20 protein-coding genes are annotated in these 17,289 nt (G+C 50.0%); 7 read left to right on the plus strand and 13 right to left on the minus strand.

Annotation, left to right across the window (positions count from 1 at the left end; genetic code table 11):
* The first annotated feature begins 213 nt into the window (after positions 1–213).
* The 3 genes from PCI15_RS16060 (at position 214) to PCI15_RS16070 (ending at position 4,542) form a co-directional block, all read left to right on the plus strand.
* Complete coding sequence (locus PCI15_RS16060; RefSeq protein WP_271270948.1) at positions 214–1,602, plus strand: PhoH family protein; 1,389 nt, start codon at positions 214–216, stop codon at positions 1,600–1,602.
* Positions 1,603–1,950: 348 nt separating this feature from the next.
* Entirely contained in the window at positions 1,951–2,211 is a 261-nt protein-coding gene (gene yidD / locus PCI15_RS16065; RefSeq protein WP_271274635.1) for a membrane protein insertion efficiency factor YidD, read from the plus strand.
* Positions 2,212–2,340: 129 nt separating this feature from the next.
* Positions 2,341–4,542, plus strand: coding sequence for a sodium:solute symporter family protein (locus PCI15_RS16070; protein ID WP_271270949.1), 2,202 nt, complete (start codon positions 2,341–2,343; stop codon positions 4,540–4,542).
* A 22-nt stretch (positions 4,543–4,564) separates the two neighbouring features.
* Here the strand turns inward: PCI15_RS16070 and PCI15_RS16075 are convergent, their stop codons facing one another.
* From PCI15_RS16075 to PCI15_RS16085, 3 genes are all read right to left on the minus strand, one after another.
* Positions 4,565–5,362, minus strand: coding sequence for a response regulator (locus PCI15_RS16075; protein ID WP_271270950.1), 798 nt, complete (start codon positions 5,360–5,362; stop codon positions 4,565–4,567).
* Positions 5,363–5,570: 208 nt separating this feature from the next.
* On the minus strand, positions 5,571–6,368 hold the full coding sequence (locus PCI15_RS16080; protein ID WP_271270951.1) for a response regulator: 798 nt from the start codon (positions 6,366–6,368) through the stop codon (positions 5,571–5,573).
* A gap of 256 nt (positions 6,369–6,624) precedes the next feature.
* Entirely contained in the window at positions 6,625–7,434 is an 810-nt protein-coding gene (locus PCI15_RS16085; protein WP_271270952.1) for a mechanosensitive ion channel family protein, read from the minus strand.
* A gap of 300 nt (positions 7,435–7,734) precedes the next feature.
* Here PCI15_RS16085 and radD point away from each other — a divergent pair, with 300 nt between their 5' ends.
* A complete protein-coding gene (gene radD, locus PCI15_RS16090) occupies positions 7,735–9,471 on the plus strand; it encodes a DNA repair helicase RadD (RefSeq protein WP_271270953.1) in 1,737 nt (578 codons plus the stop codon).
* A 42-nt stretch (positions 9,472–9,513) separates the two neighbouring features.
* Here the strand turns inward: radD and PCI15_RS16095 are convergent, their stop codons facing one another.
* The 9 genes from PCI15_RS16095 to PCI15_RS16135 form a co-directional block, all read right to left on the minus strand.
* Positions 9,514–9,915, minus strand: coding sequence for an SMI1/KNR4 family protein (locus PCI15_RS16095; RefSeq protein ID WP_271270954.1), 402 nt, complete (start codon positions 9,913–9,915; stop codon positions 9,514–9,516).
* Positions 9,916–9,994: 79 nt separating this feature from the next.
* Positions 9,995–10,471 carry a peroxiredoxin gene (locus PCI15_RS16100; protein WP_271270955.1) on the minus strand — a complete coding sequence of 159 codons (477 nt, stop codon included), beginning with the start codon at positions 10,469–10,471 and terminating at the stop codon, positions 9,995–9,997.
* Between the two features lie 96 nt (positions 10,472–10,567).
* Positions 10,568–10,888, minus strand: coding sequence for a branched-chain amino acid transport AzlD family protein (locus PCI15_RS16105; protein ID WP_205658272.1), 321 nt, complete (start codon positions 10,886–10,888; stop codon positions 10,568–10,570).
* Positions 10,881–11,624: an AzlC family ABC transporter permease gene (locus PCI15_RS16110; RefSeq protein WP_271270956.1), complete on the minus strand. Its 744-nt coding sequence runs from the start codon at positions 11,622–11,624 to the stop codon at positions 10,881–10,883. Before PCI15_RS16110 ends, PCI15_RS16105 begins: the two co-directional genes overlap by 8 nt.
* Before the next feature lie 2 nt (positions 11,625–11,626).
* Positions 11,627–12,607 (minus strand): bifunctional helix-turn-helix transcriptional regulator/GNAT family N-acetyltransferase, encoded by a 981-nt coding sequence (locus PCI15_RS16115; RefSeq protein ID WP_271270957.1) that lies wholly within the window; start codon positions 12,605–12,607, stop codon positions 11,627–11,629.
* Between the two features lie 135 nt (positions 12,608–12,742).
* Positions 12,743–13,111 (minus strand): hypothetical protein, encoded by a 369-nt coding sequence (locus PCI15_RS16120; protein WP_271270958.1) that lies wholly within the window; start codon positions 13,109–13,111, stop codon positions 12,743–12,745.
* 13 nt (positions 13,112–13,124) lie between these two features.
* On the minus strand, positions 13,125–13,361 hold the full coding sequence (locus PCI15_RS16125; RefSeq protein WP_271270959.1) for a hypothetical protein: 237 nt from the start codon (positions 13,359–13,361) through the stop codon (positions 13,125–13,127).
* 216 nt (positions 13,362–13,577) lie between these two features.
* On the minus strand, positions 13,578–13,859 hold the full coding sequence (locus PCI15_RS16130) for a peptidylprolyl isomerase (RefSeq protein ID WP_271270960.1): 282 nt from the start codon (positions 13,857–13,859) through the stop codon (positions 13,578–13,580).
* A gap of 122 nt (positions 13,860–13,981) precedes the next feature.
* A complete protein-coding gene (locus tag PCI15_RS16135; RefSeq protein WP_271270961.1) occupies positions 13,982–14,899 on the minus strand; it encodes a LysR family transcriptional regulator in 918 nt (305 codons plus the stop codon).
* A gap of 84 nt (positions 14,900–14,983) precedes the next feature.
* Here PCI15_RS16135 and PCI15_RS16140 point away from each other — a divergent pair, with 84 nt between their 5' ends.
* Genes PCI15_RS16140 through PCI15_RS16150 form a run of 3 tightly spaced genes read left to right on the plus strand, consistent with a single transcriptional unit; the run spans position 14,984 to position 16,745 of the window.
* Positions 14,984–15,580 carry a flavodoxin family protein gene (locus PCI15_RS16140; RefSeq protein WP_271270962.1) on the plus strand — a complete coding sequence of 199 codons (597 nt, stop codon included), beginning with the start codon at positions 14,984–14,986 and terminating at the stop codon, positions 15,578–15,580.
* 21 nt (positions 15,581–15,601) lie between these two features.
* Complete coding sequence (locus PCI15_RS16145) at positions 15,602–16,168, plus strand: cytochrome b (protein WP_271270963.1); 567 nt, start codon at positions 15,602–15,604, stop codon at positions 16,166–16,168.
* 4 nt (positions 16,169–16,172) lie between these two features.
* Positions 16,173–16,745, plus strand: a complete 573-nt coding sequence (locus PCI15_RS16150) for a YceI family protein (RefSeq protein WP_271270964.1) — start codon at positions 16,173–16,175, stop codon at positions 16,743–16,745.
* A 171-nt stretch (positions 16,746–16,916) separates the two neighbouring features.
* On the opposite strand, the gene PCI15_RS16155 is transcribed toward PCI15_RS16150, so the two are convergent.
* Positions 16,917–17,132 carry a cold-shock protein gene (locus PCI15_RS16155; protein ID WP_205658263.1) on the minus strand — a complete coding sequence of 72 codons (216 nt, stop codon included), beginning with the start codon at positions 17,130–17,132 and terminating at the stop codon, positions 16,917–16,919.
* Positions 17,133–17,289 lie beyond the last annotated feature (157 nt).

Below are 17,289 nucleotides of genomic sequence, written 5' to 3' on the forward strand. Positions count from 1 at the left end.
AAACATAGAGGCTCAAAAACCAGCTAACCCTAACCATACACTATGTATTAGAACCCGAACAAAGTTACGAATTTATTACTCATAATCACCACAGTTACCCAAATTCATACATGGATGAATACAAAGGGTTTTAACTGACTGCAACTTCTGCTTAACTAAACATATCTGGAAGCCTATTTCAGATAGACAACAAGGTTGGAGAAGGAATCCCTTATGGCTGCTACAAAGCTTTATATCCTCGACACCAATGTTTTACTTCATGATCCAAACTGCCTGTACGAATTCAAAGAGCAAGACGTCGCGATCCCCATGACCGTTCTGGAAGAACTGGATAACATAAAGGACCGCAAACAAAGCGTTGCCCAGGAAGCACGACACGCTATCCGGGCAATTGATAATATCCTCAGCGTTGCAACCAGCCCCACACAAATCACCCGGGGCGTTCAGATTAAAGTGCCCGGCACCGACGACAGCACGACTCTGGGGAAACTCAGTGTCTACCCCGATCACGAACTGACCAGCCGCCAGGGCTTTCTCCCATCGACAACCAACAACGACAACCGCATTATCAATTGCGCGCTTCACCTGCAAACCAATGATTCACACCGGGACATCATCCTGGTCACGAAAGATATAAATATGCGCCTTAAAGCCATGGGCGCGGGTCTGCAAAAGGTCGAAGACTACCGCAAAGATCAGTTGGTTTCTGACCTTGATCTGCTATCTGCCGGTCATCAGCACATCGACGGACTGTTCTGGGAAAAGGTCGATCAGGTCAAAAGTTATCAGAAAGGCCCCTACACCTTTCACAAGGTCAGCCCGGACCTGTTACCGGACACTTACGTCAACCAGTACATCCATGATGACTCCGAAGACTTTGCCGCCAGGGTTGTCAGTGTAGACCATGAAGCCATTGTTTTGCGCGACCTTGGCCACGAACACCTGATGCAACAGAACTGCTGGGGCATATCCCCCATCAATATCTACCAGGCCTTTGCGATGCAGTCCCTGCTGGACAGCGACATTGATCTTTGCATGCTCAACGGCGCGGCCGGTTCCGGTAAAACCCTGATTGCACTGGCCTGTGCGCTGGAAATGGTCATTGAACAGGGGCGCTATAACAAGATCATTGTTACCCGTTCAACCCCACCAGTAGCAGAAGATATAGGCTTCCTGCCCGGTACCGAAGAAGAAAAGATGACTCCATGGCTGAGTTCCATTCTGGACAATCTGGAAGCCATGCACGAAGGCGACGAACGGCCCCAGAGCAGCGTCAAATACGCAATAGAGAAAGCGAATATCCAGTTCAAGTCGCTTAACTTTATTCGCGGGCGCAGCATTCAGGACGCCATCGTGCTGATCGATGAAGCCCAGAACCTGACACCCTCACAGCTAAAAACCATCCTTACCCGCTGCGGTAAAGGCACAAAAATGGTGTGTCTGGGTAACCTGGCGCAAATCGACTCTAACTACCTGACAGCCCTGACCTCAGGCCTTACTTACATTGTGGAACGTTTTAAAGATTACAACGGTGCCAGCAATGTACATTTCGAAGGCGTGTTCCGTTCATCTTTAGCCGAATACGCAGAAGAACATCTGTAATCTGCAATTCACTCACACATCCGCCGCAGCCCTGCTGTGGCGGGATTCTTCTGTAAATACCGCCCCTGATTCATACATCTTGTGATCAGTACCTGCCCTGCACCACTAAATCTATGAAAGTTTATCTCTTTATTTTTTGTTGTATCTCTATATAATGCGGCGCACAATTATACGATCTAATTCCCCTTCTTGAGCCGGGTAGACGCTGTAATCGACATACTTGTGTCTTTACCAAGATGAATTTTGTATGTGAATACGCCGGCATTTTCTTTACCTGACAGCAATCTGCACACAGGTTACACTTAATACGCATTTTCATTTCAGGTACCGGAAAATATAAGTATGCGAATGCTGCTGCGTTTTCTCATCAAATTTTATCAGTACGTTATCAGCCCTGTGCTGGGGCCACGCTGCCGCTTTTACCCTACCTGCTCAGCTTATGCCCTGGAAGCAATCGAGATTCACGGTCCCCTTAAAGGCACTGCTCTGACAATAAAGCGCCTGCTTAAATGCCATCCGGGCCACCCCGGCGGGGTCGATCTGGTGCCGGAAAAAGCACCTTCATGCTGTCCGGCTCACCAATCAGAACCTTCCGACAATGACCGGTAATAGCCCAATCAGTATTCGCTGAAATTTGACCCATTCACCAGCCAGCGCTATAGCTTAAAGAATACCTTTGTAAAAACAGAGAGATCACAGGCATGGACAGCCGGACGAATGGGAGGGTTACCTTCGGCTATGTTCAGTTCAATTACAGTTATACTGGTTATTTCATCCTACATGGTCATTCTGTTCGCCATAGCACAACTGGTGGAACGAAAAATTGAACAGACCGGCAGAAATTTCAACGGCCCCTGGACATATGCCTTATCGCTGGCGGTCTATCACACCTCCTGGACCTTTTACGGCAGTGTCGGATTTGCTTCCGAATCGGGGCTACTGTATCTGGGCGTCTATATCGGATCATTACTGAGCATTGCCTGTTGGTGGATTACCCTCAGACGCATGGTCCTGGCAAAAAACACCTTCCGGGTCACCAGCATTGCCGACTTCATATCTACCCGCTATAACCGCTCGCAGAAAATTGCTGCTCTGGTCACCATAACGGCCCTGTTAGGCGTACTCCCCTACATCGCCCTGCAATTAAAAGCGGTTATCAGCTCCTTTAAAATTATCACCCTCAGCGGTCACGGCGCCGACCTGCATAATACAACGATGGACTGGGGCAGCTCAGGCCTGCTGATCACTCTCTTCATGATTGTGTTTACAATTATGTTCGGCGTACGGCGGCTGGACCCCACCGAACGCCATCAGGGCATGATCAGCGTCCTTATGGTCGAATGCATTGTGAAACTGATCGCTTTTCTGAGCATCGGTATTTTTGTCTGTTATTACCTGTTTAATGGCTACAACGACATTCTCAATCAGCTTGATCAGGCTGGCATACATCAGGTCACCAGCCTCCATACCCGGCCAGACAGCGGGGTGATGTGGCTGACGCTTATTATCCTGAGCTTCGCAGCCGTACAAAATCTGCCCCGGCAGTTCCATGTAGCAGTCATTGAAAATGCGGATGTAAACTACATCAAAAGAGCACTCTGGGTGTTCCCTCTCTACATCCTGCTGATCAATATATTTGTCATTCCGATCGCCGGTGCAGGCCTGCTAAAAGGCATTGATACCGGGGCTGCTGATTACTATGTTCTGCTGTTGCCACAACAGGCTGACAACACCTTTCTGACCATGCTGGCATTCATCGGTGGTTTTTCTGCCGCCACAGGCATGATCATTATTACCACAATGACACTGGCCACCATGTGCTCAAATCACCTGATCATGCCAGTGCTGGAAAAGTTCGAACGCTATGCCGCCATACGGGGTGAACTGCTGAAAATCCGCTGGGCACTGGTGACCCTGATCCTGCTCAGCAGTTACAGCTTCGCCATCGCCTTCAGTGACTCCTACATTCTGGTGGCGATCGGCCTGATCTCGTTTGTGGCAGTATTACAGTTCAGCCCGGCACTTCTGGGCGGGATATTCTGGCAAAAAGGTAACAGTGCCGGCGCGCTGGCCGGATTGCTGGCCGGCTTTGTTATCTGGGTCTATACCCTGGTCATACCAACACTGATTAAACAGGGCTGGATGGCGGACGCATTACTGACTGAAGGCCTGTTTCAGATAAGCTGGTTACGGCCGGAAGCGCTGTTTGGCACCGAAGGGCTTTCCAGCATTCCCCACAGCGTATTATGGAGTATGATTTTTAACATCGGCGCATACCTGCTGGGCTCCCTGCTCTACTCTCCGCATAAATCAGAGCGCACGCTCACCGCAGAATTTATGCAGTCCATGCACCATCAGGCCAGCAAAACAGCCCGCCCAACCGGGCTGGAACAATACATATTACTGGAAACCAAACTAAAAGAAGCTTCCGCCCTGCTGAATAATTACCTCAGCCCCGATAAAGCCCGGAATGCCATCAGCCAGATAACCGAAGACTTACAGGTTACCGATAAAGAACGTATCAGTATTATCGAACTGATCGAGTTCCACCGTATGCTGGAACACACCCTTACCGGCTCCATCGGTGCCGCCAGTGCCCACAATGCCATGGAAAACGGAATTCGCTACACTAGCCGGGAAACCGCCGACCTGAAAGCGCTCTACAGCCACCTTGTCACAGAGATGGACACCCGGATTGACAATAAACCGACCACTAAGCACGGGGATACAAACTTTGGGCTAATAGATGATTTACAGCGGCAGATAAGTCTGCTGGAACGGAAAAACCTGTCCCAGCAGCAACAACTAGAAAAACTCGAACTGAAATTAGAAGAACGGCACCAACAGATTTTCAAATACCGTATTGCAGCTCAGCATGCCCAGCGCGACAAACACAAACTCAGCGAGCAGCTACAGACGTTACAGCAAATCAGTGAATAGCCGGATATTCATCAGGCTGAATTTACGCTTCAAGAATCTGTGCCAGTAACTTGCGCACACCATCAGGCTCAAAGGGCTTATTACTTAACGCATTTACACCTGACTGAGCCACATTCTGCAATTGCGCTTCGTTATCCTCTGACGTCACCATTAACACCGGCATATGGCAATGATCACCGGACTGACGGATATACTCCGTCAGCTCAGCGCCGTTCATTTCTGGCATGTGATAATCAGTCACCAGCAAATCAAAGGTCTGAGTATTAAGGATCTCAATCGCTGCGGAGCCGTCGTCCGCTTCCTGAATATGCTCAATTCCCATGTTATTCAGTACACGGGTAATGACATTCCGCGAAAGTCGGCTGTCATCCACCACCAGCACTCGCAGGTCATCCACTTCATACATATCCAGCTCAAGCGCCTGAGGTGATAACAAATCAACAGTGGCATTCACTGCCCGGTGCAAATGCTGGAGCGTATAAGGTTTTGGCAGAATCGCAATCACACCGGACTGTTTGAACTCTTCCAGCTGCGCCCGGCGGGTCTCACTGGAAACCAGCATAAACGGCAGATCTTCAAGATCAGGATCCTGACGAATTGAACGTAATAAATCCAGCCCGGTACCGTCTTCAAAATATAATGAAGAAATTACCAGATCCGGTTTAATCCGGGTTACCTGTTCGAATGCATCTTTACAGTTACTGCAAACATCCAGATTGAAAACCCCTTCTTCATGCAGAGCGTTCAGCAACAGCTTGCGCTGCATCTGAGAGGGTTCAACCACTAAAATGTTCAGATCCGCAGGTGATAATTTATCCATATAACCTCTGCCAACATCAGGTAAAAAAGCCGGCGACACGCTCGCCTGCCTCATACTGAAAAACTCTGCTTTGACAAGTTCAGCCCCCCACTGTGGAGCGCTTACAACTCAGTTAAAAACACACATGTTCCAAACACATTCAAACACTAAAACGTTTCTATCTTAGCTGCTTTATACAAATAGAAACAAGCACTTATAAACTCAGTAATCAGCCTTCCAGGATTGAGGCAAGCAACTGTTTTACCACATGAGGCTCGAAAGGCTTATCTGTCATGGCATTCACCCCCGACTGCGCCACATTCTGCAAATGCGCGTCATTCGATTCAGATGTCACCATCAGAACAGGCACATGCCCGTGAGTGGGAGATTTACGCACAAACTCTGTCAGCTCCACACCGTTCACCTCCGGCATATTATAATCAGTCACCACCAGATCAACGCCCTGATCCTGCAAGTAAGCAATGGCTTCAGAACCGTCAGCAGCCTGTACAATATTCTTAATGCCAAGATTGGTTAATACCCTGACGATCACATTGCGCGCCATCCTGCTGTCATCAACCACCAATACCCGCAACAGTTCGATGTCATACAGTTCAAGATCAAGATTCTGCTCAGAGAGCATATCCAGCGTCGCATTGATCGCCTGATTCAGATTCTGCACATTAAAAGGCTTCGGAAGGATTGCAATCACCCCCGACTGTCTAAACTCTTCCAACTGCTCACGGCGGCTTTCACTGGACACCAGCATAAAAGGCAAATCCTCCAGCGCCTCTTCCGCCCTGATCAGCCGCAAAAGCTCCAGCCCGGTACCGTCCTCAAAATAAAGTGAAGAGATAACCAGATCAGGCTTAAACTCCCGTATCTGCTGAATTGCTTCTGCCTTATTACCACATACTGCCGTCTTATCAACGCCTTCTTTGGTCAGCGCTTCGAGCAATACCTTGCGCTGCATCTTTGATGGCTCAACTACCAGAATACTTAAATCTTCTGCCGACAACCTTTCCATAAAACCTCTCAATAACACCGAATAAACAAGCAGTTAAAGCGATTTCAACAACGGGATCCTTTCGCTCAGACATCTCTGCAACATACCCTGTCCGTATACCCGACGGAAAGCCCAACCCTGCGGGAGACTACCCATTACAGGTGCAAAACTTTATAGACAAATCAGATTTTCTTTAACCGCCCTGAGCAGCCACTGATTCCAGGCAAAAAAAAACGGCCGCCAAAGCGACCGTTTTCTGTCAGAGCAACAACTGTAATTACTTGCTCTCGTGCTTGTACTGATGTACATCCATCTGCGGATAAGGAATAGAAATACCCTCAGCGTCAAAACGCAACTTCACAGCCTCAGTGGTTTCAAACAGCACATTCCAGTAATCCGCTGAGTTCACCCACGGACGCACCACAAAATTAACACTGCTGTCTGCCAGTTCAGAAACGGCAATCACCGGCGCAGGATCTTTCAGCACCCGGCTGTCACTGTTAATGATATCCTCCAGCACCGCTTTGGCCTTCTTGAGATCATCGTCATAACCAATGCCAAATACCATATCAACTCGACGGGTATCACGGGCGGAATAATTAGTGATAACACCGCTGTAGATATTACCGTTCGGGACGATCACCTCTTTGTTATCCGCGGTACGCATTACAGTGTTGAAGATCGTGATCTGCTCAACGATACCGGACACACCGGCAACCTCAACGAAGTCACCTTCTTTAAACGGGCGGAAAACAATCAGCATCACACCGGCAGCAAAGTTCTGCAGGGAGCCCTGCAGCGCCAGACCGATTGCCAGACCAGCAGCACCCACCAAGGCGATCATCGAAGTGGTATCAACGCCTAACTGATCAAGCGAAGCAACGACAACTACCAGCAACATCAGAATGTTAGCAATCGACGTCACAAAATTAATCAGAATGTCGTCCATACGGCTCTTACGCAGCACTTTTTCCAACAGACCACGCAGTGCTTTTACAATCATACGACCAACGATAAAGATCGCGGCTGCCAGTGCGATATTAATAATCCACGGCATTACATACATATCAAAAAATGAAAGATCCATATCAGAATTCCCCGTTGAATAGACCGTTATTGCAGCAGCACAGGCCACCAGCAACTTCTAAATTGTTATATTTTCATTCAACCGCTTTCTGCCCACATCAGGACCTTTTCCGATCCGTAAACAGAAATCAGTTCACAGCTTAACCAATTTAATACTGTGTTTCATCTTCAGAAACCGTTCGCCCTGAGATTCAGCCGGCCACTATAACGGCATAAGTATGAACAGAGAATGAGCAAACAAGCCCACAGGAAAACGCTATAATCCCTCTTTTACTCCGTGGCAGATGTACAGCAACGCTCAATGACTACCTTTACTTTACGCAGCTACCAGCAAGAAGCCGTTCAGGCCACACTGCAGCATTTTCGCCGCAGCAATGACCCAGCAGTCATTGTGCTGCCAACCGGCGCCGGTAAAAGCCTGGTAATCGCCGAACTGGCCCGGCTGGCCCGACGTAAAATTCTGGTGCTGGCCCATGTCAAAGAACTGGTGGAACAGAACGCCGCAAAATACCACAGCTACGGCTTAACCGGAGGCATTTACTCCGCCGGCCTGAAGCAAAAACAAACCGGCCACCAGGTGACATTTGCCAGTGTCCAGTCTGTTGCCCGCAATCTGGAGGCTTTTCAGCAGGAATATTCGCTGATCATTATCGACGAATGCCACAGGGTCAGTGAAGAAGATAACAGCCAGTATCAGCAAATCATCGGACAACTTGCCGCGAACAACCCGCAGCTGAAAGTTCTGGGGCTGACGGCAACCCCCTACCGGCTGGGCATGGGGTGGATCTACCGCTACCACTACCACGGTATCTGCAGATCTGAGGAACCCCGCCCTTTCAGCCACTGCATCTACGAACTGCCACTGCAGTACATGATTAAACACAAGTACCTGACGCCCCCGAATCTGATTGATGCACCGGTAGCCCAGTATGATTTTTCACAGCTACGGGCCGGCAATAACGGCGAATTTAACAGCCGTGAGGTCAACCAGCTGTTAGTCAGCCATCCGCGGGTAACCCAGGCGATCTGCGAACAGATCGAAAGTCTGGCGGAACCCCGTCAGGGGGTCATGATCTTTGCGGCCACCGTTGAACACGCTCATGAAGTCGTCAGCTATCTGCCAGAAGAAAATACCGCGCTGATTACTGGCTCTACGGCACAGCAGGAAAGGGATGCACTGATCAGTGCGTTTAAGGAAAAGCGTTACAAATATCTGGTCAACGTTGCGGTACTGACCACCGGCTTCGATGCTCCCCATGTGGATATGATCGCTATCCTGCGGCCAACCCAGTCGGTTTCACTGTATCAACAGATCGTCGGCAGAGGCCTGCGTCTGGCACCGGAAAAAATCGACTGCCTGGTGATGGATTATGCCGGCAACAACTTCAACATTTACTATCCGGAAGTCGGCCAGCCCCGTCCTGACAGCAGCAGTGTGCCGGTTCAGGTATTTTGCCCTGCCTGCGAGTTTGCCAATGTTTTCTGGGGAAAAACCGATGACGACGGCGCGATCATGGAACACTATGGCCGTCGCTGTCAGGGCATGCTGACAACAGAACCGCCCAGCCAGTGTGATTACCGGTTCCGCTTTAAAGAATGCAGATTCTGTAACGGCGAAAATGATATAGCTGCAAGGCGCTGCGGCCACTGCGGTGAAGCAATTATCGACCCGGACGACCAGCTCAAAGACGCACTGAAACTGAAAGACGCTACCGTCATCCGCTGTGCCGGCATCAGCTTTCACCCGCAGGGCAATCGTCTGCAAATCATCTACCACGATGAACAGGGAGAGGAACTTAAAGAATCTTTCGACTTCAGCAAACCGAAACAACTGCAGGTGTTTAATCAGCTGTTTGGCAGACGTTTACAGCAGAGCCAGCAACCGCGACGGTTTAAATCGTTGGAAGAAGTACTTGGCTGTCAGCAGCACTTCAGCCACCCGGACTTTGTGATTGCCCGAAAATCCGGCCACCATTTGCGTGTCACCGAACGGATATTTGATTATCAGGGGAATTACCGAAAAGCGAACCAGCTATAACCGGCAGAAAACCGGTTTGCTTGTTCGCCCTTACAGGCGCGGTTAACTGACCAGCCAGACCTCTCTGGCCCACTCCCAGATACTGGTCCACTCTTCATGTTCGTGACCGTCAAAGCTCCACTGAATCACAGCGCCTTCCAGATTCACCACATAAAAGCCGTCTGCATAGGCACACAGCGGTGTCATCTCCCGGGAAAGCCCAACGGACCAGGCATACGCCGCCACGTCAGGTAAATGCGTGTGAGACACCGGATCTGCAGCGGTTACCGGCTCAAGTGAACCGCAGATAACATCGCTAACCGTTAACAGAAACTGCTTAAAATCAGGATGTAACGGCACGCAGATATCTTCTTCCACATCCACAATGTCATCAAACTCCGGCAAATCCAGCGGCATCGCCACAACCTGATTTGCATGACGCAATGCGTCAATTACATCTTGCATATATCCTCACAAAAGCACTTCATCAAACAACAAAGCCGCTGCATAGCAGCGGCAAAAAACCATCAGCAACCGGGTAAAATCAACCCAGCTTAGCCAACATCGCCTCAGCACTGCTGACCTCAAAGGTTTTAGGTGCCTCCAGCGCTAACTCAGTTACCGTGCCATCGTCAATAATCATGGCATAACGGCGGGAGCGAATACCGCCGAAAGAACCGGAATCCATTTCAAGGCCTAAAGCCTGTGTTAATTCAGCACCGCCATCCGCCAGCATGGTTATCTCACCGGCATTCTGATCATCTGCCCAGGCCTTCATCACAAAGCTGTCGTTCACCGAGAGACAGGCAATCAGGTCCACCCCTTTGGCAAAAAACTCATTCGCATAATCCACATAGCCCGGTAAATGACGGGCAGAACAGGTAGGTGTAAAGGCGCCTGGCAAAGCAAACAACACGATTTTCTTGCCTTCACAGAGCTCACTCAGCGGTAAGGTTTGCGTTTCACCCTGCTGTACAACCCCCACACTCACCGGAGGGATTTTATCGCCTGTCTGAATCATCTTCTGCTCCTTATAGGTTTAACCTGTAACAGCCAACAGTATAAAGGATGCTCCGCCGAAGTCCGACGCTTTTATGCGGCTACCAAACAGACGGTGCTACCAGCCAAAACCGAAACGCAGCAATAAAAACATCAGCATCCCGAAGACAATGGTCTGCAACAGATCTTTACGCCACATCGCCACCAGCACCGCAAACACAGCAGATACCAACCACGGATTCGTCAGACTGAACCACATATCGCCCTGCGGCATGATAACCGCCGGCACAATGATTGCCGTCAGCACCGCCGGCGGCACAAAACCTAAGGCCAGATCCATCCACGCAGGAAAGCGGATCTTGCCTGCAACCCCGAACAGAAAAAACCGCACGCTGAAAGTCACCGCAAACATCCCGGCAATCAAACCCACTTCATTCATAACGCTGACCTCCCTGACACACCGAAGACCGTCTGGACTGCTGCAACCAGTGCAGCGACACACCTACCGCGATGCCACAAAGTGCGGCAACCAGTAAGCCAAGCTTATGGGGCAAGGCTGCGCAGGCAACCGCCATGGCTCCTGCCACAATTACCGCCGCCCACATTGGCCGGTTGGTTAAATACGGCACCACCATGCCAATAAAGGTCACCGACATCGCAAAATCCAACCCCCAGTCGACCATCCCCGGAAACACCTCTCCCAGCATAACCCCTATTCCGGTACACAAAACCCAGTTGGAATACATGGCAAGAAATGATCCCAGATAGAACCAGTGAGCATGCTGCAGATCATCCTGACGTAAGTAACGGTTGCTGACCGCCGCAAAGGTTTCATCGGTTAAACCGAATGCCAGCGGAATCCGCCAGCGCAGAGGTAAATGCCTGACCTTCGGTACTAAATTAGCCGAATACAGCAAATGCCGTAAATTCACCACGAATGTCGTGGCAATAATCACTGGCAATGCCGCTCCGGCTGCCAGCAATCCCAGTGCGATAAACTGTGACGAGCCGGCAAAGACAATCACCGACATCGCCAGCGCAGCCAGTGGCGACAATCCACTGGGCTCAGCCAGCGTGCCAAAAATTATGCCGAACGGAATTGCGCCAACGATCAAGGGCAGCGTGGCTTTTGCCCCCTGCAAAAACTCCTGCCGCGGCGATGCTATATCAGCCATACTCAGTCCCTCAGACTCAGGGTTAAATACATATCCGAACGGGGATAAGCAGACTTGCCTTCAGGATGAGGAATTTCAGAAAACCCCATATTCTGATAAAGCCTGACCGCCCTTTCCAGAATACTAGCAGTCTCCAGAAACACTTCCCGCGCGCCCAACTGACGGGCCTTGGTCAACGCTGTGAGCATCAACTCACGCCCCACACCCTGGCCGTGAATGGCTTCATCCACCGCCATTTTTGAAATTTCAAACCGGTCATCGCTGACCCGGGCCAGCGCAATACAGCCCACAGGGGTACGCAACTCATCCTGACGGCAGGCAAACCAGATATAGCCGCCCTTGGCCAGATAATAGCTTTCCGGAGTATTCAGTGCCTGATGATCCAGATCGATCATTTCACCGTTAAAATACTTATTAAGCCAGGCCATATTTAGCCGGTTGAAATCATCCCGGCGGGTTTCATCCCAGCCGACAACCTCAACTTCTTCGATATTCTGCCGTTCCCGGATACTGTTCAGCACTGGCTGATAGAAGCCCTGCTGATCAAGGCTCTGTTCAAACTCATTCAGTGCATCCAGCAACGGGTGCTGCTGGGTCAGCATCAGCCGGTCCAGATACTGTTTAATCTCCCGCCAGACCGGTTTAATTTCATCCAGCAGCGCTTCACTCTGGGGGGTCAGAGCAAGCAACTGACGCCGCTCATCTTCCGGGTCCGGTGTTTTAGTCAGCCAGCCTTCGGTAATCATTTTCCGGGCAATTTTACTGATTGCGGGATGACTCACCCCCAGTAGTTCTGCCGCCTGAGTAACACTCATCCGGCCTTCCTGAACCAGCAGGTTAAACAGCGGGAAGAAAGTCGGATTAAGATCAATGCCCTGAGCCTGATACAGACTCACCACATCCTGAACCAGACGATCAGACAGCCGTCGCAAGCGACTGCCCAGTGAAAGATTGCCGAAACTGCGCATTAAATCTGGCTGCATATACAATTCTCAGAGAATTAATAAAACAAATTACGTAACAAGTTACGCAATTTAACAAAACAATCCCTGAATGCAAGAAATTTCAGCCGCCGGTAACGCAGATAACTGTGTTACCGGCAACAAAATCAGTACTGATTAATCAGGCAAATTCACCTGATAAGTTTGTTCGCTTAAACCATGCACCGAATCATAGGCCCTGACTTCAACGGTTTTTATCCCGGCGGGCACCTTAATCGTCTGGCTTCTGGTAAACGGCTGCTCATTAACATGTGGATGGTGCAGTACCCGCTTGCCCAGCACATTGCCCTGCAAGTCCGTCACATCCCAGGCATTGGCATAATGATCCCAGCCGGTATCATCATGTTTAAGCGTGACCGAGAAATTATACTGGCCGGCATTACGGGGGGTGGCCTGCACGTCTTCTATCACCACACTACCCGCCTGTGCTGAAGCGCCGGCGATAAACAGCCCCGTAAATGCAATATTCAGAAACGCTGAGCGCATACTCGCTACCTGCTTACAGATGATGATCATGAATAAACTGTTCGAGGCTGTCATAGCTCCAGTCGCTGCCATCCGGATGCTTATGATCATGCTCATTCAGCTTACCCATCATGACTTTCAGGTTATCGCCTTTTTTGCGCAGGCCCTGCACAAAGTGAATCGCCTGCTCAATCGCCTGCTGCTGATCAGCACTCACGCCCGCCTGCTTATCGCCTTTCTTCTTAACGCTTACAGTAATCCCGGATTTCATTGCATTGTCTCCTTCCATCATCTATTCACAGGGAATACGTTACTCCGCTTCAAAATCTGAATAAAGCAGAAAACTCAGAAATAGTGCCCTGAATCAGAAAAATTTACCGGGACAGCAAGAACCAAAGGATAGCGACAAAAAAGAAACAAAACGGGGATATATACAGGAAGGGAATACAGCGGAAACCCCTTGCAGGTTTCCGCAGTCAGGCAGTAATCAGTCTTCGCGGCTGGTTACTTCAACCAGGTGATAACCGAACTGAGTCTTTACCGGGCCCTGTACTTCACCTACCGGGGCAGAAAATACAACCTTATCAAACTCCGGTACCATCTGACCCGGGCCAAATGATCCCAGATCGCCGCCGGATGCTTTAGAAGGACAGCCTGAATGCTGCTTAGCTACATCAGCAAAATCTGCGCCTGCTTCGATCTGTGCTTTCAGATCATTACACTGTTCTTCAGTGTTAACCAAAATATGACGGGCAGTTGCTCTTGCCATGTTAAATACCTGCTTTTATAAAATTACTGAAGCGTGAAATCCACGTCATGCCACTATAGCACAAGCTTTTTGGAGAATACCCGTTAAGCCACTGATCAGATTAAAAAAATCAGGCTGAAACATCAGTGCTGTAAACTCTGCATCAGCTGTTGCCTGACCCAGATACACATAGGATCCCGGTGGTAACGTTCATGCCAGTACAGATAAAAGTTAATGTTAGTGGAATGCAACGGCGCCGGCACGTCCCGGTAAATCACGCGACGGCCATCCACAATCCGTTTCGCAATCAGTTCAGGCAAAACAAAAAGCAGGTCGGTGGTTTCACAGAAATCCGCCACCGACATGAAGTTCGATAACCTCAGCCCCAGATGCCGGCTCTTCCCCAAAGTTTCAAGCCGTTCATCAATGATCCCCATTCCCTGCCCGGTAACCGACACGATTCCGTGACTGGCCGCCAGATACTTTTCCAGCGTCAGTTCCTGATTCACCAGCGGATGATGCTCCCCCATAAGACAAACCGTATGGGTCTGGGCCATCAGCAATCGGCGGTACTGGCTTTCTGAACGGCTCGGTGACAGTGCAGTGATCGTAAAATGGACATCCCCCTCTTCCAACAGGTCAAAATGATTCCGGGGATCCGAACGCATTTCCAGCCTCATTTGCGGGGCTTCTTCCTGTAACACCTTCATCAGCGATGGCAGAAAACAACACGCTTCCAGATCCAGGCCGTAAAAGCGCACCACGTCCCGTGCATGCGCAGGAATAAACTCCGGCTCAGCAATTAACTGAGCAGTATCATCCAGTAAGGTCTGCAATTTAGGTAACAGCGTCACCGCCCGGGCACTTAAGTCATATCCCGCTGTCGTACGTACCAGCAGTTCATCGTCAAAGGTTCCCCGCAACCGCTGTAATGCCCGGCTGACAGCCGGCTGACTCATATGAAGACGGTCCGCTGCCCGGGTAACATGACGGGTCTCTAATAAGGCCAGCAAAACCACTAACAGATTAAGGTCGATGCTTCTTAAATTCACTTCGCGCATAACAACAATCACACCAATGCATTAGATGAATGAATTATGCCGTATTACATTACAGACATCCATTCACAAACAACGGGCATCAGAATGTCACAACAGGTAAAAGTCGCTATTGCTTACCACAGCGGGTATGGCCACACGGAGGTTCTCGCTCAGGCCGTGGCTGCCGGTGCAGAAAATGCCGGTGCCAAAGCAATTACGCTATCAGTGGCAGATCCTGAGGCACTTAACTGGGAACAACTGGCTGAGGCCGACGCGATTATCTTTGGCAGCCCGACATATATGGGCAGCGTCAGCGCGCCGTTTAAGGCATTTATGGATGCCAGCTCTAAAATCTGGGCTCAGCAGGGCTGGAAAGATAAACTGGCAGCAGGTTTTACCAATTCTTCCAGCCAGAGCGGCGATAAACTCAACACCCTGGTCCAGCTATCCGTCTATGCTGCGTCTCACAGTATGAACTGGATAAGCCTTGGCCTGATGCCGGGTAATAACAGCAGTCAGGGCAGCGATGCTGACCTGAACAGGCTGGGCAGTTTTCTGGGCGCCATGGCACAAAGCAACAGTGACCAGAGTGCTGAACTGACGCCGCCACAGTCCGACAGGGACACCGCCCAGGCTTTGGGCGCCCGGGTTGCTGCCGCCGCACAGCGCTGGCAACTGAAAACCAGCCCTTGCAATCATTAATACGGGAAACAGGATCTGATTATGTCACTGCCATTTAAAAATACGCGCAGCACCTATGGCCTGGCCAGTATCTCATTACACTGGATCATGGCGCTGACAATCATCGGCTTATATTTGCTGGGGCTGTATATCGACACGCTCGACTATTACGACCCCAATTACCGTACCTTTCCACACTGGCATAAAAGTATTGGCATTATTTTGCTGGGTTTTTATGTATGCCGGCTGGCCTGGAACCTGATTAACCCGCATCCCGAGCCCTTACCTCAGCCACCGATGGCACAACTGGCAACAAAAGTTGTCCATAAACTGATGTATCTGCTGATTGTACTGGTGCTAATCTCGGGCTATCTGATTTCCACCGCAGACGGACGCGCCATCGCCGTATTCAACTGGTTCGAAATACCGGCAATACCGGCCATAATTGAACGACAGGAAGATACTGCAGGCTTTTTACATTACTGGCTTGCCACCGGCCTGATATCCCTTGCAGGATTACACGCCCTGGCAGCCCTGAAACACCATTTTATTAACAAAGACCAAACCCTGAATCGAATGTTAGGGAAAGCACAATCCACCCAGGAGTAAACACATGAAACTGAAAACGACTCTGGCCGGCGCACTGTTGGCTACCTCTGTCCTAGCTGCCCCGAGCATCCAGGCAGCAGACTATACAATCGATACTAAAGGCGCACACGCTTCCATTAACTTCCGCGTAAGCCACCTGGGTTACAGCTGGTTAGAAGGCCGTTTCAATGAGTTCAGCGGTCAGTTCAGCTACGACGAAGCCAACCCAAATGCATCTGCTGTAGAAGTTGAAATTAACACTGCCAGTGTTGACTCCAACCATGCAGAACGTGACAAGCACCTGCGCAGCGGCGACTTCCTGGATGTAGATACATATCCGAAAGCCAGCTTCAAGAGCACCGGTTTTTCAGCAGACAACGGCGTACTGAGCGGTGATCTGACACTGCACGGCGTGACCAAGCCGGTTGAAATTCAGGTTACCAAGATCGGCCAGGGTGACGACCCATGGGGCGGCTACCGTGCTGGCTTCAGCGGCACCACTGAATTTCAGATGAAAGATTTCGGTATCACCAAGAATCTGGGCCCTGCATCAGAAACCGTTTACATGGAACTGCATGTAGAAGGTATTCGCCAGTAAGCGAAACACTCAGAAAAATGCGCCTTACGGCGCATTTTTTTTGCGCGTAAAACATCAGAGGAGAAATAAAAGAGGTAAAAAGAACTGCTGCCCGGAACATTCCGGTCAGTAAAAAGACGTCGAACTGGAAGCAGCCCGGCCAGAGCAAGCCAAGCTGCTCTCTGGGATAAGTTAGGCCGTAATAGTTACGTTTTCAGCCTGCAGCCCTTTCTGACCTTCAACTACTTCGAAGGTTACCTGCTGGCCTTCAACCAGGGAGCGACGCCCTGTACCGTTGATTGCCCGAAAATGTACAAATACGTCAGGCGCTCCCTGGCGTTCAATGAAGCCAAAACCTTTTTCGTCGTTGAACCATTTTACTACACCAGATAATAGTTGATCAGACATACCTTCCTCTTCTTATATTTTGGTGTCTGCGGATTTTTTCCGTCAGACGTCCTTTGCTATTTCAGAAATCACTGTCTCCCGGATGAACAGAGATTTCACATCAACAAAAAATCAGCTTTTCAGCCAGGCCGGGGCGTGCTAAAGAAAAACCAACTAT

Origin of the sequence: Aliamphritea hakodatensis (assembly GCF_024347195.1) — a bacterium.
GTDB lineage: Bacteria > Pseudomonadota > Gammaproteobacteria > Pseudomonadales > Balneatricaceae > Amphritea > Amphritea hakodatensis.

Excerpts from the sequence above, each read along its gene's own strand:
- PCI15_RS16060 (WP_271270948.1), top strand. The coding sequence starts at position 214 with ATGGCTGCTACAAAGCTTTATATCCTCGACACCAATGTTTTACTTCAT.
- yidD (WP_271274635.1), top strand. The coding sequence starts at position 1,951 with ATGCTGCTGCGTTTTCTCATCAAATTTTATCAGTACGTTATCAGCCCT.
- PCI15_RS16070 (WP_271270949.1), top strand. The coding sequence starts at position 2,341 with ATGTTCAGTTCAATTACAGTTATACTGGTTATTTCATCCTACATGGTC.
- PCI15_RS16075 (WP_271270950.1), bottom strand. The coding sequence starts at position 5,362 with ATGGATAAATTATCACCTGCGGATCTGAACATTTTAGTGGTTGAACCC.
- PCI15_RS16080 (WP_271270951.1), bottom strand. The coding sequence starts at position 6,368 with ATGGAAAGGTTGTCGGCAGAAGATTTAAGTATTCTGGTAGTTGAGCCA.
- PCI15_RS16085 (WP_271270952.1), bottom strand. The coding sequence starts at position 7,434 with ATGGATCTTTCATTTTTTGATATGTATGTAATGCCGTGGATTATTAAT.
- radD (WP_271270953.1), top strand. The coding sequence starts at position 7,735 with ATGACTACCTTTACTTTACGCAGCTACCAGCAAGAAGCCGTTCAGGCC.
- PCI15_RS16095 (WP_271270954.1), bottom strand. The coding sequence starts at position 9,915 with ATGCAAGATGTAATTGACGCATTGCGTCATGCAAATCAGGTTGTGGCG.
- PCI15_RS16100 (WP_271270955.1), bottom strand. The coding sequence starts at position 10,471 with ATGATTCAGACAGGCGATAAAATCCCTCCGGTGAGTGTGGGGGTTGTA.
- PCI15_RS16105 (WP_205658272.1), bottom strand. The coding sequence starts at position 10,888 with ATGAATGAAGTGGGTTTGATTGCCGGGATGTTTGCGGTGACTTTCAGC.
- PCI15_RS16110 (WP_271270956.1), bottom strand. The coding sequence starts at position 11,624 with ATGGCTGATATAGCATCGCCGCGGCAGGAGTTTTTGCAGGGGGCAAAA.
- PCI15_RS16115 (WP_271270957.1), bottom strand. The coding sequence starts at position 12,607 with ATGCAGCCAGATTTAATGCGCAGTTTCGGCAATCTTTCACTGGGCAGT.
- PCI15_RS16120 (WP_271270958.1), bottom strand. The coding sequence starts at position 13,111 with ATGCGCTCAGCGTTTCTGAATATTGCATTTACGGGGCTGTTTATCGCC.
- PCI15_RS16125 (WP_271270959.1), bottom strand. The coding sequence starts at position 13,361 with ATGAAATCCGGGATTACTGTAAGCGTTAAGAAGAAAGGCGATAAGCAG.
- PCI15_RS16130 (WP_271270960.1), bottom strand. The coding sequence starts at position 13,859 with ATGGCAAGAGCAACTGCCCGTCATATTTTGGTTAACACTGAAGAACAG.
- PCI15_RS16135 (WP_271270961.1), bottom strand. The coding sequence starts at position 14,899 with ATGCGCGAAGTGAATTTAAGAAGCATCGACCTTAATCTGTTAGTGGTT.
- PCI15_RS16140 (WP_271270962.1), top strand. The coding sequence starts at position 14,984 with ATGTCACAACAGGTAAAAGTCGCTATTGCTTACCACAGCGGGTATGGC.
- PCI15_RS16145 (WP_271270963.1), top strand. The coding sequence starts at position 15,602 with ATGTCACTGCCATTTAAAAATACGCGCAGCACCTATGGCCTGGCCAGT.
- PCI15_RS16150 (WP_271270964.1), top strand. The coding sequence starts at position 16,173 with ATGAAACTGAAAACGACTCTGGCCGGCGCACTGTTGGCTACCTCTGTC.
- PCI15_RS16155 (WP_205658263.1), bottom strand. The coding sequence starts at position 17,132 with ATGTCTGATCAACTATTATCTGGTGTAGTAAAATGGTTCAACGACGAA.